This is a genomic window from Pseudomonas sp. 3296, assembly GCF_031456615.1.
In the GTDB taxonomy this organism is placed as follows: domain Bacteria; phylum Pseudomonadota; class Gammaproteobacteria; order Pseudomonadales; family Pseudomonadaceae; genus Aquipseudomonas; species Aquipseudomonas mucoides.
Window position 1 is genome coordinate 656,025 of the sequence record NZ_JAVDUY010000002.1, and the last position, 14,268, is coordinate 670,292.

General features: G+C 60.7%; 12 protein-coding genes. 4 read left to right on the top strand and 8 right to left on the bottom strand.

Translation table 11 applies throughout. The features are described from left to right. Positions 1–72: 72 nt before the first annotated feature. The gene (gene lpdA, locus J2X66_RS07455) at positions 73–1,473 is read left to right on the top strand and encodes a dihydrolipoyl dehydrogenase (protein ID WP_310262778.1); all 1,401 of its coding nucleotides are present in this window, start codon (positions 73–75) and stop codon (positions 1,471–1,473) included. 120 nt (positions 1,474–1,593) lie between these two features. Here lpdA and J2X66_RS07460 read toward each other — a convergent pair whose 3' ends face one another. Then, positions 1,594–2,067 (bottom strand): Lrp/AsnC family transcriptional regulator, encoded by a 474-nt coding sequence (locus tag J2X66_RS07460; RefSeq protein ID WP_027926238.1) that lies wholly within the window; start codon positions 2,065–2,067, stop codon positions 1,594–1,596. 145 nt (positions 2,068–2,212) lie between these two features. On the opposite strand from J2X66_RS07460, the gene J2X66_RS07465 reads away from it, so the two are divergent. Beyond that, entirely contained in the window at positions 2,213–2,842 is a 630-nt protein-coding gene (locus tag J2X66_RS07465; RefSeq protein WP_310262781.1) for a LysE family translocator, read from the top strand. A gap of 3 nt (positions 2,843–2,845) precedes the next feature. On the opposite strand, the gene J2X66_RS07470 is transcribed toward J2X66_RS07465, so the two are convergent. The 7 genes from J2X66_RS07470 to J2X66_RS07500 all read right to left on the bottom strand — a co-directional run bounded on the left by J2X66_RS07470 (position 2,846) and on the right by J2X66_RS07500 (position 11,954). Further along, on the bottom strand, positions 2,846–4,960 hold the full coding sequence (locus tag J2X66_RS07470) for a hypothetical protein (RefSeq protein ID WP_310262783.1): 2,115 nt from the start codon (positions 4,958–4,960) through the stop codon (positions 2,846–2,848). Beyond that, the gene (locus J2X66_RS07475) at positions 4,947–6,140 is read right to left on the bottom strand and encodes a DUF3142 domain-containing protein (protein ID WP_310262785.1); all 1,194 of its coding nucleotides are present in this window, start codon (positions 6,138–6,140) and stop codon (positions 4,947–4,949) included. Before J2X66_RS07475 ends, J2X66_RS07470 begins: the two co-directional genes overlap by 14 nt. Before the next feature lie 88 nt (positions 6,141–6,228). Beyond that, positions 6,229–7,050, bottom strand: a complete 822-nt coding sequence (locus J2X66_RS07480; protein ID WP_310262787.1) for a class I SAM-dependent methyltransferase — start codon at positions 7,048–7,050, stop codon at positions 6,229–6,231. Continuing rightward, positions 7,044–8,201: an acyltransferase gene (locus J2X66_RS07485; protein WP_310262789.1), complete on the bottom strand. Its 1,158-nt coding sequence runs from the start codon at positions 8,199–8,201 to the stop codon at positions 7,044–7,046. The genes J2X66_RS07480 and J2X66_RS07485 overlap by 7 nt, the downstream gene beginning before the upstream one ends. Continuing rightward, on the bottom strand, positions 8,198–9,091 hold the full coding sequence (locus J2X66_RS07490; RefSeq protein WP_310262792.1) for a class I SAM-dependent methyltransferase: 894 nt from the start codon (positions 9,089–9,091) through the stop codon (positions 8,198–8,200). The genes J2X66_RS07485 and J2X66_RS07490 overlap by 4 nt, the downstream gene beginning before the upstream one ends. Continuing rightward, the gene (locus tag J2X66_RS07495; protein ID WP_310262795.1) at positions 9,088–10,383 is read right to left on the bottom strand and encodes a glycosyltransferase; all 1,296 of its coding nucleotides are present in this window, start codon (positions 10,381–10,383) and stop codon (positions 9,088–9,090) included. Before J2X66_RS07495 ends, J2X66_RS07490 begins: the two co-directional genes overlap by 4 nt. After that, on the bottom strand, positions 10,377–11,954 hold the full coding sequence (locus J2X66_RS07500; RefSeq protein ID WP_310262798.1) for a glycosyltransferase: 1,578 nt from the start codon (positions 11,952–11,954) through the stop codon (positions 10,377–10,379). Before J2X66_RS07500 ends, J2X66_RS07495 begins: the two co-directional genes overlap by 7 nt. Before the next feature lie 429 nt (positions 11,955–12,383). Between J2X66_RS07500 and J2X66_RS07505 the strand changes: the two genes are divergently transcribed. Next, positions 12,384–13,298: a GDP-mannose 4,6-dehydratase gene (locus J2X66_RS07505; protein WP_310262800.1), complete on the top strand. Its 915-nt coding sequence runs from the start codon at positions 12,384–12,386 to the stop codon at positions 13,296–13,298. Beyond that, complete coding sequence (gene gmd / locus J2X66_RS07510) at positions 13,295–14,266, top strand: GDP-mannose 4,6-dehydratase (RefSeq protein WP_027926228.1); 972 nt, start codon at positions 13,295–13,297, stop codon at positions 14,264–14,266. Before J2X66_RS07505 ends, gmd begins: the two co-directional genes overlap by 4 nt. Positions 14,267–14,268 lie beyond the last annotated feature (2 nt).

Consider the following 14,268-nt stretch of genomic DNA (forward strand, 5'->3'; position numbering starts at 1 on the left):
CATATTACGTTCGTAATTTTTACCAACTACTACGTTTAACCAGTCCGATCCCTTCACTTCAGGAGTACATCCATGAGCAGCTACGACGTCGTGATTCTGGGCGGTGGTCCCGGTGGTTATAACGCCGCGATCCGTGCAGGCCAGCTGGGTTTGAAAGCGGCCTGCGTCGAAGGTCGGGCGACGCTCGGAGGCACCTGCCTGAACGTCGGCTGCATGCCGTCCAAGGCGCTGTTGCACGCTTCCGAACTCTACGACGCGGCCATGGGCGCGGAATTCGCCAACCTGGGCATCGACGTCAAACCCACCCTCAACCTCACCCAGATGATGAAACAAAAGGATGAAAGCGTTACCGGGCTGACTAAGGGCATCGAGTTTCTGTTTCGCAAAAACAAAGTCGACTGGATCAAGGGCTGGGGCCACATCGACGGACCGGGCAAAGTCACGGTCACCGACAGTGCTGGCGGCAAGACCGAGCTGAGCGCCAAGGACATCATCATCGCCACCGGCTCCGAGCCCACTCCCTTGCCGGGCGTCGACATCGATAACCAACGCATCCTCGATTCCACCGGGGCGCTGTCACTGGCCGAGGTGCCCAAACACCTGGTGGTGATCGGTGCCGGCGTCATTGGCCTGGAACTGGGCTCCGTGTGGCGGCGCCTGGGTGCTCAAGTCACGGTAGTCGAATTTCTCGACCGCATCTGTCCGGGGGTGGACGTCGAGGCTGGCAAAACCCTTAAGCGCTCGCTGAGTAAACAGGGCATCACCTTCAAGTTGAATTCGAAAGTCACCCGCGCTACTTCAACGGCGAGCGGTGTTCAGCTCAGCATTGAACCGGCGGCCGGCGGCACCGCCGAGTTACTGGAGGCCGATTACGTGCTGGTGTCGATCGGGCGCCGGCCGTACACCCAAGGCCTGGGTCTGGAAAACGTCGGCCTCGTCACGGACAAGCGCGGCATGCTCGCCAACAAGGGACACCGCACCGAAGCGCCTGGCGTGTGGGTAATCGGTGACGTCACGTCCGGGCCGATGCTCGCCCACAAGGCCGAAGACGAAGCCATGGCCTGCGTGGAACAGATTGTCGGCAAGGCCGGCGAAGTGAATTACAACCTGATTCCCAGCGTGGTCTACACCAAACCGGAGCTGGCCAGCGTCGGCAAGACCGAAGAGCAGCTCAAGGCCGAAGGACGGGCCTACAAGGTCGGTAAATTCCCGTTCACCGCCAACAGCCGGGCCAAGATCAACCACGAAACCGAAGGCTTCGCCAAAGTGCTGGCCGATGAACGCACGGACGAAATTCTCGGCGTGCATCTCGTAGGCCCGAGCGTCAGTGAAATGATTGGCGAGTATTGCGTGGCGATGGAATTCAGCGCCTCGGCCGAGGACATTGCGCTGACGTGCCATCCCCACCCGACACGTTCGGAGGCGCTGCGTCAGGCGGCGATGAATGTGGAGGGGATGGCGACGCAGATGTAAGGCTGTAGGTTTTCGTTATCCGGTCTACCGCTGTCGCGAGCAGGCTCACTCCCACAGTTGATTTGTGGCGTTCACAAAACCGTGTAGGAGTGAGCCTGCTCGCGATAGGGGCGATGCGGTCTAAAGCGGAAGATGCCCCAACGGCAACGCCCCGGGCGTCTTCACCGTGTGAATCGCAAAGTTACTGCGGATATCGCTCACACCCGGCAACTTCAGCAGCCTCTCGGTGAGAAAGCGGTCATACCCACGCAAATCCGGCACCACCACCTGCAGTAAAAAATCCGATTCGCCAGACACCAGAAACGCCGAAATCACTTCCGGCAACGCCGTTACCGCCACACGGAACGCTTCGGCTTGTTCGTCGTTGTGACGCTCGACCTTGACCCCGACAAACACCGTCAGCCCTAGTCCCACTTCATCGCGATCCAGATTCGCCTGATAGCCGCGAATCACCCCGGCCTCTTCCAGCATTCGCACTCGACGCAAACAGGGCGAGGCAGACAAACCGATTTCGTCAGCCAATTGCACATTGCTCAGTCGACCGTCCCGTTGCAGGGCCGCGAGGATCTTGCGGTCGTAGGCATCCAGTTTCATGGTTTGGCAGATCCTGATGGTTTGATCCTATAAAAACAGCAGGCTATGCCAATTTTCAACGCTTTAGAAGCTGACTTCGCAACCACCTGCCCTGCCCTTGCGTCCTAGACTGGCCCTACCGATTCGACAAAGAAAGGGGCGCAACATGGCAGGACTCTGGCTGTTTTTCATGGCATTGGCGGTGGTGTATTTGTTGCCTGGGCCGGACATGATCCTGCTGTTGCAAACTGGCGCCCGACAGGGGAAAGGGGCTGCATTGGCGACGGCAGTGGGCTTGGGGATTGCCCGTGGCTGCCATGTGGCGTTGGCCGCGTTGGGGTTGGCGGCACTGTTCAAAGCGGCGCCCTGGACGTTCGATGTGGTACGTCTGGCCGGGGCCGCGTATCTGCTGTGGATTGGCATTCAATGTCTGCGCACCACAATGCTGCCGAATCTCAATGGCACCGAAACGATGACAGCAAAACCGCGCTGGTCGGCGTCGATCCAGCGCGGCCTGCTCACCAATTTGCTCAACCCCAAGGCGTTGCTGTTCTGTTCGGTGCTGCTGCCACAGTTCATCGATCCACACGCCGGTTCAGTCCTCAGGCAATTCGCGATCCTGGGCATGCTGCTGGTTGGTGTCGGCTTCCTCTTCGACAGCGCCTACGCATTGGTCGGCGCGGCGCTGGGCCGTTGGCTGCAACGCAGCCCTTCGGCCCAGCGACTCCAGCAATGGCTGTTTGGCAGCCTGTTGATCGGTTTCGCAGTGCGGCTGACCTTTGTGCAACAAGCGTAAGCCTCACCGCGTCCGACGACGACGGTTGATCAACAGCAATGCCACCGCAGTCACGCCGACGACACCGCCGATCTGCAGCGGCCACTTGTAGGGCCGCAGTACGGAACGCGTTGCGTCAGTGGCCTGGGTTACATATCGCTTGCTGGCGTTTTCGAAGTCGGGATAAGGGCACTGGTGACCAAAATCCACCGCCCAATCCACATAAGGCCCTTCTTTTACATAGCGCTGGTACAGCGCACTTTGCTCTTCAAGGCTGCTGTTCCAGCCCGCCGCCGCGCACAGCACCGCCGCAAACGCTTGGCTGGTGTGCGGCAAGTTATCAGCGGCGCGACTGGCCAATGCCGTGGCCACGAACCGATAGTGATAGCGCTCGTCAGGTTTGGCGGCACTGGCTTGCTGGCGCCGGACTTCACCTTCAGTCACTAACGGTCCGACCTTCAGTTCAGTGTTTTCGAGGCTGTAATTGCCGCCAAACGTGGCGTAGTCCGGGGCCATCTCGTAACCGAGAATGTCCATGCCCCACTCGCGCGCCGTCCAGGCGGAATTGAACAGGGCGGCGGCGCGTTTGGTCGGCCACCATGCTGCATCAGCCAACTGACGCTGTTGCGCATACAACCGGGCTTTCTTCTGCAGATCAGGATTGTCAAAGTACACCAGCGCTTCGTCGTAACGCTCTTCGCGCAACAACCGACGGCCGAGCAGATTTCGCAGTTTCGCCGCCACCGGCAGTGGCACGTAGTTGTCTCGGTCCTGCTGGGTCAACGGCGGTGGCGCGGGCACCTGAGTGTCGACGTAATGCTTGAGTTCATCGACGGTCAGCACCCGTTCGGCCACCGTCGCGGCATCGAACCAATAGAGGCTTTGGCTGCGATACAACTGATCGAACGCTTGCAGATAATCCCCGCGTTGCAGCGCCAGAATTGCGCTTTCGCCTTCCACCCGACACTTGGGTTGAAGCGTTTCGTAGTCGTAGTCCGGCGTGCGACGCTCACCCCACGATTCATTCTGCGGGAACGCCTGAGCCGCCTTGGCATACGCCGCAGTCGCCGCGGTTTTATCGCCATCGCGCAACGCCAGTTTCGCCCGCAACCACCACGCCAGGCCGCCGTCACCGGCGTGTTCCAAGAAGGCCTTGGCGCTGGCGTAATCGCCTTGTTGATAATTCATCGCGGCCAGTCGATCGGCGTTATCCAGGCTGCCGCGGGTGCTGCTTTGCAGCAGTTTGATCAGTTTCAATTCGTTGGGTGGTTGATCACCAAATGACCAGCCCAGGCGGCTGATCAAAGACGCGGTGACCAGTTGTTGCACCGGTTTACCCTTGAGTAACGCGGTTAATTGATCGTCAGGCATCGCCAGCAAATCGGCCATCAACAGCTTCAGCGAGGTGTAACCCACCGCCGAGCCGTGCAAGTTTTGGGTGGCGTAGAGTTCGATGGCGCTGTCCCAGTCGCCGGCGGTACGGGCCACCCGAGCTTCTTCGCCGAGGCTGGCGACACCGAGTTCCAGCGGATCGCTGAAGCCATCGATACTCAACTGACGGGTTTGCTCGAACGCCTTGCGCGACTGCGCCAGCCGATCGGGTGATGCTTGCGCCTCGGCGCTCATGGCAAACAGCGCCCGGCCCAGCGAATACGCGGCCCAGGTGCTGCGCAAGGCGCGTTGATCGGCCGGCAGCGCCAGGACTTTTTCGAAGTATTCGGCAGCCAAGCGATGATCGCCTGCACTGAACGCCACAGCGCCCGCCAGATACAGCTTGAGCTCGGCCGGCAGGCTCGCACCTTGTTCTTCGACCCGATGGGCATCCGTCAGGCTGCGCAGTTGTTTCACCAGCGCTTGCTGTTGCGCCGTCAGCCCGCTCTGCTCAGCGGTGTCTCGCTGCGCCGCGTAATCCGTCGCCTCCATACTGTAGGGCGACTGCGCGACATTCTTGAGCCCCGCGATCGCATGCCCGAGTCGATTGACCTCAAACTGGAAGTTACCTTCCGGCAGCTCCGCCAGCGACTGGCTGCGGTTATCCAGCAGGCGCATCGGGAAGTCCGGCCCGCAGGCCAGCGCCGAACCCAGCGGCAGGCTGAGGCTCAGGCAGAGCAGATGGCGGGGCCAGTTACGGGTGAACATTCGAACCTCCTTGATCAATTTTTGTACAGCGCGCCCAACCGATTGCACGCTGCCCACCGGCGGCTATTCGGCCGTCGCTAAGGCGGGTGAAGGTAAGCAGATCAGGGCTTTGTTGCAACGTATAACCGGCCAGCGCATCGGCGCCGTCACAGCCCTGCGCGGCCAGGGTCACGCGTTCGGGCCATGGGCTGTCGAGGTTGCCCTGGTTGCTGACGCTGATGTCATAGAGGCCGTCTTGCGCGCTAAGTTTCACGCTCAAGCGGCTGTCGAGTGTGTCACCGCGTGCCACCGCAGCCAGGGTTGTCAAACTCCAGGCCCGACGGTCGCCCGTCAGCGGCAGGCGAAACCAGATCAGGCCGGCCAGATGAGCAGGCGGATCGGCGCGTAAATCCATCGCGAGCGCGCGTAATTGAAGTGGATCAGCCAGCAATTCGCGACGCGCGCCACTGTGAGACAACGGGACTTCGCTTTCCACAACCGGTGCGCCACGGGTGCCGGGCAACAGCGCCACGCCGTAGGCCGGGAGTGCCAGATAGAAAGGCTTCGTCGTGATCCGCCCCCAGTCCCTGGCCCACTTTCGCGCCAGATCCGGATCGAATAGCCCGCGCCGTGGATCGCTCACCGCGTGCACCTGCAATACGCTGCTGTCGACGGTCGACAACAGCGCCGGCAGTTCGGGACTGTCGAGCCAGGCCGGCAGCGCGGTGATGCTCAGCGGTAACGTCGCCGGTAAAACCGTACGCAGGTGCGTCAGAAAATCTCGATAGGCCGGTAACCGGGCATTACCCGCATCGTGGTCAATTTCCACACCGGCCAGCGTCAGCCCCTGGCCTTGCCAGTCGCTGAGCAGCTGTTGGATTTGCGCCGTGACCTCATCCTGGTCCAGCGACTGGAGCTGACCATCCAGGCGAATCACCGCAATCAGTGGCCGACCATCGCGATTGAGCAGCGCTGGATCGATCCGCGCACGACGCCAGCCGGCCTGGGGAAACGCCTGCAAGGCCAATACCCGTAACGTCGAGAAATCCGCACGACTGTCGCGCAGGGCCGCGTCGTGGGCCGGCGTCCATTGCCGTTGCCAGACGTAGAGTTGCTGATCGAGCGGCAGCGCGTCGTGTTGCTCGCAGCCGTTGAGCAGCACTGCAATAAGCAGGACCGAGAGTCGAACGAAAGACACCATGAAATCCCTGATCCCTACAAACACAGGGCTACAGGGTACACAAAACCTGTGGGAGCAAGCTCACTCGCACAGGTCCAAAGTTAAGTGCTTAGGGTTTACGGGCGATGATCACCTGACTTTTCGCCACGACCGCGTCCAGCGCCTGTTTGATTTGTGCGCCGCGAGGGGACGCCAGCACCGCTTGCCAGGTGTCGGCCCAGTGGTTGAGCAACGGGTGGTCGGCATTGCTGAAGTCGACCTTGGCTTCCCAGAACAACAACATCCACATCGACCAGTAAAACCCGTACTGGCTGTGGCTGAGCACTTCCAGGCCAGCGTCGCTGACCATTGCCTTGAACTGCTCTTCGCTGATGATGCGAATGTGGTTGGGCTTCTGGAAATACTCCGGTGCGGCGATGTCCTTTTGCAGGTCTTCGGAGCTCGGGTGCGGAACGCTGAGCAAATACAGCGCCCCCGGCTTGCCGACCCGCACCAGTTCGGCGAGGAACTGCGCAGGATCGTCCACATGCTCGATGACTTCGGTGGACACCACACGGGTAGCGGTGGCGTCGGCAATCGGCAGCGGATTGCAGTCGGTGACATGACATTCAATATCGCGCGCCGGGGTATCGCCGAGGCGCTGGCGGGTGGCTTCGACCTTGGCCGCGTCGATGTCGGCGATGATGATCTTCGCCCCGCGCATGCCGCAGAAGTGCACGTTGCCGCCGTCACCACAGCCCACGTCCAGCAGCGTGTCTTCGGCGCTCACCGGGAACCCGGTGAACAGCTCGCCGGTTTCCTGATTGAACCAGCCACTGAGCATCGCGTCGTGCAGGCCGAGCATGTACGGGTCGACTTTCTCGACCTTGTCTGCCGCAGGCTGCGCGGGAGCGGGCGTGCCCGCCGTGAGTTTCTTCAAAAGGCTCAGCATGAGGTAGCTCCAGAGGATGGGACGGCTGTTCGGGACGTGCTCAGGCGTTTGACCAGCGAGGCGCCGCGGTTGCGCATGGGCATTTCGATGTAGCGGTAGTTGAGTTCGCTCAGCAGCACGATCAGGCCGCCCGCCATCAGCAACGTCAGGATCGGATGGCCCGCCGGGCTGGGCAGCCCGGCAGCCTGTAAGCGGAACGTGAATTCGCGCACCAGCAAGTAGGCCGGAATGTGGATCAGGTAAATCCCGTAAGACCGGCTGCCGACCCACGTCATGACATTTTTCAGCAGGCCTCGAGGCAGCAGATAATCACGGTTGTAAGACGCGACCCAAACCAGCACCGCGCACAACACGGCAATCACGCCGATGCGGTATTGGGTAAAGGTAAAGTGATCGGTCGCCATGACACTGAGCGCCAGCGACAACACGATCAACGCCAATACGCCAGCCCAGGGGCGACGCAGAAACGTCGGTTCCCAGCGCCGGTACGAAGGCTGCGCACTCCACATCGCCAACAACACGCCGAGGGCCAGCGCATCGGTGCGAACCACCATCAGGATCGGCGTGCGCAACGTGAAAATCTGCACCGCGACCAGCGCCAGCAACGCCCAGACCAGATGCTTTCGGCAGATCAGAATCAGCAGCGGAAACAGCAGGTAGAACTGCTCCTCCAGCGACAGGCTCCAGTACACAAAGCTGGTGCCGTATTCGTAGTGATAGAAACTGTCAGCGAAGCGGAAATTGGCGTATTGCGCCACACCGGCCAGCGTCGCCTGCACATTGGCGTGCAGCGTACCGAACGCACCGGAGCGGTTGAGAAAGAGGCACGCCAGCAACATCAGCGCCAGCCACAACCAGGCCGACGGCAATAATCGAAAGGCCCGGCGCAGCCAGAAATTACGCGTCTGCTGCCAGTACTCCTGACGGGTGCTGCACCCTTGCAATGCCGGAATCAAACTGCGCGCGATGACAAATCCGGAGATCGCGAAAAACAGATCGACACCCCACCAGGGCTGACCGAACGCGGTAATGGTTTGCAGCAACGGCACCGAGGCTGCAAAGAGGCTGTCTTGCAGATGATGGAACAGCACGCCAAGTACCGCGATACCGCGCAACAACTCGATGTCCATGATCCGTTTATCGTTACTCATGCCGTCCTCCTGGACGCTGCATCGGCATTCACCGGTTTGCGCGCAATGATCACCTGGCTCTTGGGCATGAACTGATCGAGCATCTGCTTGATCGCCAAGCCGTCGGGTTGCGCCAGCAAGTCCTGCCAGGTTTTCGCCCAGCTTTCCATCAGCGGCGGGTACGGCGCCTGAATGCGGTCACGCACCGCGCCGCCCAGATCCCGACCGGCAGCCCGCTCGCTGGCCCAGAAGAAGATCATGCCCATCACCCAGAAAAACCCGGTGGCCTGACGATGCTCGATCACCAGCCCCGCGTCCTCCACCAGCGCGGCAAAGCGTTCCGGGGTAAAAATCTGTACGTGATTGGGCGATTGGAAGTAATTCGCCGGGGCGATGCCCTTTTGCAAATGTTCGCCCACCGGTGCCGGGACGCTTAGCAAATACAGCGCACCGGGGCGGCCCATGCGCACCAACTCGGCCATGAACGGCTCCGGTTGATCGATATGCTCCAGCACTTCCATGCACACCACTTTGCTCGCGCAACCGTCCGCCAGGGGCAATGGCAGGCTGTTGCTGACCAGACCGAGATTGGCTTTATCCGATTGCGTCTCCACTTGCCGGGCCAGGTCGCGGACCTTGTCATGTTCGCTGTCGGTGAAGATCACCGACGCGCCTTGGCGCACCGCAAACAAGGTGGCGACCCCTTCGCCACAGCCGACGTCCAGCAAGGTGTCGTCGGCGGTAATGGCAAACCCCTTGAGCAGTTCGCCACTGTCACCTGAAAACCAGCCGTCATGCATCGCATCATGCAAACCGACTTCTCTTGGTGACACACGGGTGGGCTCAACCGGCAACGGCGCGGGTTCTGGCTTCGCTTCAGGAAAGAAACGTCTGACCAATGCGCGGATCATGCCTCGGGGGTTTCCACGGCGCGGGTTTCGAACAGCCGGGCAAAAAAGGCCATCAGGCGCTGCTCGGCAGTCGCCTGACTGCAGAATGTCTTGAGGCTGGCCACGGCGTGCGCGGACATCTGTGCATAACGTTCAGGGTCGTTCCTGGCGACGTCGTAGCTTGTCCGGTAAGTGCGGCACAACGACGCCCAGTTGGTGACGTATCGCAACGTCCGGAACGCCCGGCGCGGATCATGCGGCCAGGCGGTCAGTTCGTCCGTGGACTCGATGAGGAACGCATTGTCGGCATCCAGGTAATCGATCATCGCCGTGGTCCGTGGCGCCACCGCCGGTTTTCCACAGGACATGAACTCCATCAGCGGCAGGCACTGGCCCTCGCCGTAGGACGTGTTGACTGCATAACTGGTCGCCTGCACCAGACGCTCATAATCCGCATCGGCGAGGTAGCCATAAATCAGCACGATGCGGCAGCGATAGGACTGGTTTTTGTACAAGTGGTGAAGGATGTCGGTCAGCGCGGCTTCGGCATCGTGGTGGGTCAGTTTGAGCACCAGTGTCGCGTCATCCACTTCGCGGAACGTCACGCAAAAAGCACTGAGCATGTCTTCCCAGTTCTTGCGCCCGTCGCCGGGGTTGAACACCGAGGTGTAGATCACGCCGTCCAGAACCAACTCGTGTTCACGCGGCGGGGCCTCGAAGTCGATGCCCACGCCTTCGCGCGATGACGCAGGCCCGAAGGCTCGCAAGTCGAGTTCGCGGCTGTCGGCCAGCAGCCCTTTGATCTTCAACCGCACCTGGCTCGCCAGGGGCTGGCGCTGCAATTGCGCGCCGCGCTCGGAAAACCGGTCCCACACCGGGGCAGGCACCGCGACGATCGGATAGTCGGCGCCCATCGCCTCGCGCACTGCCGTCACGGTGTAACTGGAATGAGTAATCGCCGCACCTGCTGCCCGCAGCACCGTGCGCCAGTCATTGAGCGGGTCACCGGCAAAGGGCTCGTTGGGGATGGTGCTGAATTCCCACGCGAACACCGGCAGCGTCGGGCAAGCAAGATTTACCGGCGTGCGATGAGGGGGCGAAAACGACAGGAACACGCAGTCTTCGCCTCGGGACAGACACGCCCGGTACAAGGCATCAACTTCAGTTTGCGGATCGCGGACTTCCACCACGCGCCCCAGCCGTTCCAGCACGGGCCGGTACTCCTTGAGCACGAAGTAGTAGCTGTATTCCGAACGGCCCAGGTTCTGGGCGATGGTGTGCTGGTTGGTTTCCGAATGAATGATGATCAGCATGCGGCGTTATCCGTTGCGGTCGCTGCCGGCGAGCCCTGTGGCGCAAGCCCGAAAAAATCCGCCAGGCGCTTTTGCACCGGGGCGAAAGCGCAATAGTCGTGCATACGCTCGACGGCGGCTTGGGACATGCGCTGATAGTCCTGCGGTTGTGCCTTGGCCATCCGGTAGCTGTGTTCGTAGGCTGTTTTAAGCGAACCCCAGTCCGGTCGATAACGCAGGGTGCGGTAGATGATCCGGGTGTCCTGCGGCCAGATGGTCAGTTCTTCGCTGGACTTGACCACAAAGGCCACGCGCTCATCGATGTAGTCTTCCATGGCCGTGTGATTCGGGGCGATCACCGGTTTGCCGCTGGCCATGAACTCCATCAGCGGCAGGCACAGCCCTTCGCAGCGCGAGGCATTGACGTAGAAACTGGCCGCTTCGTAAAGCCGGGCGTATTGCGGATCGTCCAGGTAACCGTGCATCACCACCACCCGACAGGCAAATGGCGAGAGCTGCGCGAGCAAGGTCATCAACTCGTCGTAGTAAGACGACAGGTCGCTTTGGGTAATCTTCAGCACCAGCGTGGCATCAGACGTTTCGCGAAAGGCCCAGCAGAACGCGGTGATCAGTTGATGCCAGTTCTTGCGCCCGTCACGCGGGTTGAACACGGTGACGTAGACCACTCCGTCGACCCGGGTTTCGACCAAAGAGGTGGTATCTGGCCAATGGCGCGGTTCGGGTTCTGGCACCGCAATTGTCTGCGGGCCGGCGATGGCCGGGAAGTATTCGGCGAGACGCGCATGTGCCGCGTCCGAGAGCAGATCGCGAATCCCTTCCCAGTACCACTGGCTCAGAAAGTGTGTGCGAGGCATCGGAACCGGCAGCGTTTTGCCCATGTCCCGGCGCCACATGTGCAGGTAATGCCGCGCAATCACGAAGCGGCGTTTCAGCGTTAGCGGCGGTGGCTTCAACGCCTCCAGTTCCGCCTCTCGTGCGGCCACTTCCTCGGCGGTCGGCACTGCAGGAATCAGCGCATCGGCGCTGAGCCCGAGGGTACGCGAATCGAATATGCAGCCCTTGATGTCCAGCGTCGAACCGGCGTTCACCGGGACACTGGTGTGCTGGCTGCGAATGGCCGCGAAGTTTTCCCACAATGGCGTCGGCAACACCAGCACCGGGAAGTCTTCACCCATGGACCGACGAATCGCCCGGGCGGTGTGGCTGGAGAGCGTGATCACCCGGCCCTGACGCGCGAGCATTTGCGTCCAGTCCTGACGCGGGTCGTTGTCCCACTGCTCATCGGGAATCGAATCAAACTCCCAGGCCACCACGCAGATCGTCGGGCACTCAAGGTCGTTCGGGGTTTTCTGTGGCGGCGTAAAAGACAGGAACAGACTGTCCTCGCCAGCGGCCAGCAGTTGTTTGTAGAGGGGATCGACCTCGGCGGTGGAGGACACCACGTGCACGCGCCCAAGGCTTTCGAGCACCGGGCGATACGCCTTGAGCACGAAGTAGTAGCTGTATTCGGGACGACCGAGGCTCTGACTGATCGAGCTGTCGTTGACGTCCGAGTAAAGAATGAAATTCATGGCATCCCACGATGAAACCGCCATCCCGGCAGCCCCACTCTATGACGGCAAAGCCAACGGAGCGCCGGTGTTTGCCGGTCGTCGTCCATCGTCTTTTTGCTCGTCTACGTTCTTGTTTTAATGGTCAGTCTCGCGGGGTCCGGGAGCAACCCGCACGAACGCTGGATAATCGTGACGAGGGGCATTCTAAACACATCCGTCGAGGATTCGTGAACCGCCCGGCGAGAATAAATCAGGCTACGCTAACGAGAACTGACCAGTCACGGTTGGACCTGTTGAAATTGCTGAGCAATTGGCACAGATTGGCTACCAAACAACTACAACAATGCATTTCGCCTGTCTTTCGACCAACCCATCCACCCGGTCTGTCAGACATCTCCATAAAGCCTGTGGGGAAACGGACGAAATGAATGACCAAGGGGCTGCTGTTTGAAAAAGCGTCTGTTCGTGACGGGTCTGAGTGGATTCGTCGGACAACACATCCAATCTCGCCTGAACGCTGATGCCTCGGAATGGGCGCTTCTGCCTGCCACTTCCCGTTACGATCTCGCCGAGCCCGGCAGCCTCGAAGGTCTGTGGCCCGAGATGCCCGATGCAGTCATTCACCTGGCCGGCCAGACCTTCGTCCCCGAAGCCTTCCGCGATCCGGCGCGCACGCTCAACATCAACCTGCTCGGCACCCTGAACCTGCTGCAAGCCCTGAAGGCCCGCGGTTTCACCGGGACATTTCTGTACATCAGTTCTGGCGACGTCTACGGCCAGGTCACTGAAACCGACCTGCCCATCACCGAACAACAGCCACCCTGCCCGCGCAATCCCTATGCCGTGAGCAAACTGTCGGCGGAATTCCTTAGCCTGCAATGGGGCCTGAGCGAAGGCTGGCCGGTCATGGTTGCCCGTCCGTTCAACCACATTGGCACCGGCCAGAATGAAAGCTTCGCCATCGCCAGCGCAGCCCGGCAGATCAGCCGAATCAAACAAGGCTTGCAAGCGCCGCAACTGGAAGTCGGTGACATCGACGTCACGCGCGATTTTCTTGACGTTGAGGACGTGATTTCGGCCTACCTGGCGCTGCTGGAAAAGGGCGTGCCGGGACAGGTCTACAACATCTGCTCGGGACACGAGCAGAGCATTCGCAGTTTGATCGAACAACTGGGGGACCTCGCTCAGGTCGACATGCAATTGATTCAAGACCCCGCGCGCCTTCGTCGCGCGGATCAGCGTCGCGTTTGTGGCAGCCATGCCAAGCTTGCCCAGACCACAGGATGGACGCCTGAAATCACAACACAACAATCCCTGCGGGCGATCCTGTCCGACTGGGAGAAGCGAGTACGACAAGAATGACTAAAAGTGCACTGATCACAGGGATCACCGGGCAGGACGGCGCTTATCTGGCCAAACTGCTGCTCGACAAGGGGTATAAAGTCCACGGCCTGGTGGCGCGGCGCAGCAGCGATTCGCGCTGGCGCTTGCGTGAAATGGGCGTCGAGGGCGACATCGTTTACCTGGACGGCGACATGGCCGATGCCTGCTCGGTGCAGCGCGCGGTCATCAAGTCGGCCCCGGACGAGGTCTATAACCTGGCGGCGCAAAGCTTCGTCGCCGCCTCCTGGGACCAACCCGTCACCACCGGCATCGTCGACGGCCTGGGCGTGACTCACCTGCTCGAAGCCATTCGCCAATTCAGTCCCCACACGCGTTTTTATCAAGCGTCCACCAGTGAAATGTTTGGCCTGATCCAGGCCGAACAGCAAGATGAAAACACCCCGTTCTATCCGCGTAGCCCGTACGGCGTGGCCAAACTGTATGGCCACTGGATCACCGTGAACTACCGCGAAAGTTTTAATCTGCACGCCAGCAGCGGGATCCTGTTCAACCACGAATCGCCCCTGCGCGGCATCGAATTCGTGACCCGCAAAGTCACCGACGCCGCCGCCCGCATCAAGCAGGGCAAACAGCAGGAACTGCGCCTGGGCAACATCGACGCCAAGCGCGATTGGGGATTTGCCGGCGACTACGTCGAAGCCATGTGGCTGATGCTGCAACAAGACAAACCCGATGACTTTGTGGTCGCCACCGGCATCACCACCACCGTGCGCGAAATGTGCCGGATCGCCTTCGAACACGTCGACCTGAACTACCGCGACTTCGTGAAAATCGACCCGGCGTTTTTCCGCCCGGCCGAAGTGGAAGTGCTGCTAGGCAACCCGGCCAAAGCCCAGCGCGTACTGGGCTGGAAGCCGAAGACCGATCTGGATACCTTGATCCGCATGATGATGGATGCGGACATGAAACGCGTCGCCAAGGAGTAGGC

Excerpts from the sequence above, each read along its gene's own strand:
- lpdA (WP_310262778.1), top strand. The coding sequence starts at position 73 with ATGAGCAGCTACGACGTCGTGATTCTGGGCGGTGGTCCCGGTGGTTAT.
- J2X66_RS07460 (WP_027926238.1), bottom strand. The coding sequence starts at position 2,067 with ATGAAACTGGATGCCTACGACCGCAAGATCCTCGCGGCCCTGCAACGG.
- J2X66_RS07465 (WP_310262781.1), top strand. The coding sequence starts at position 2,213 with ATGGCAGGACTCTGGCTGTTTTTCATGGCATTGGCGGTGGTGTATTTG.
- J2X66_RS07470 (WP_310262783.1), bottom strand. The coding sequence starts at position 4,960 with ATGTTCACCCGTAACTGGCCCCGCCATCTGCTCTGCCTGAGCCTCAGC.
- J2X66_RS07475 (WP_310262785.1), bottom strand. The coding sequence starts at position 6,140 with ATGGTGTCTTTCGTTCGACTCTCGGTCCTGCTTATTGCAGTGCTGCTC.
- J2X66_RS07480 (WP_310262787.1), bottom strand. The coding sequence starts at position 7,050 with ATGCTGAGCCTTTTGAAGAAACTCACGGCGGGCACGCCCGCTCCCGCG.
- J2X66_RS07485 (WP_310262789.1), bottom strand. The coding sequence starts at position 8,201 with ATGAGTAACGATAAACGGATCATGGACATCGAGTTGTTGCGCGGTATC.
- J2X66_RS07490 (WP_310262792.1), bottom strand. The coding sequence starts at position 9,091 with ATGATCCGCGCATTGGTCAGACGTTTCTTTCCTGAAGCGAAGCCAGAA.
- J2X66_RS07495 (WP_310262795.1), bottom strand. The coding sequence starts at position 10,383 with ATGCTGATCATCATTCATTCGGAAACCAACCAGCACACCATCGCCCAG.
- J2X66_RS07500 (WP_310262798.1), bottom strand. The coding sequence starts at position 11,954 with ATGAATTTCATTCTTTACTCGGACGTCAACGACAGCTCGATCAGTCAG.
- gmd (WP_027926228.1), top strand. The coding sequence starts at position 13,295 with ATGACTAAAAGTGCACTGATCACAGGGATCACCGGGCAGGACGGCGCT.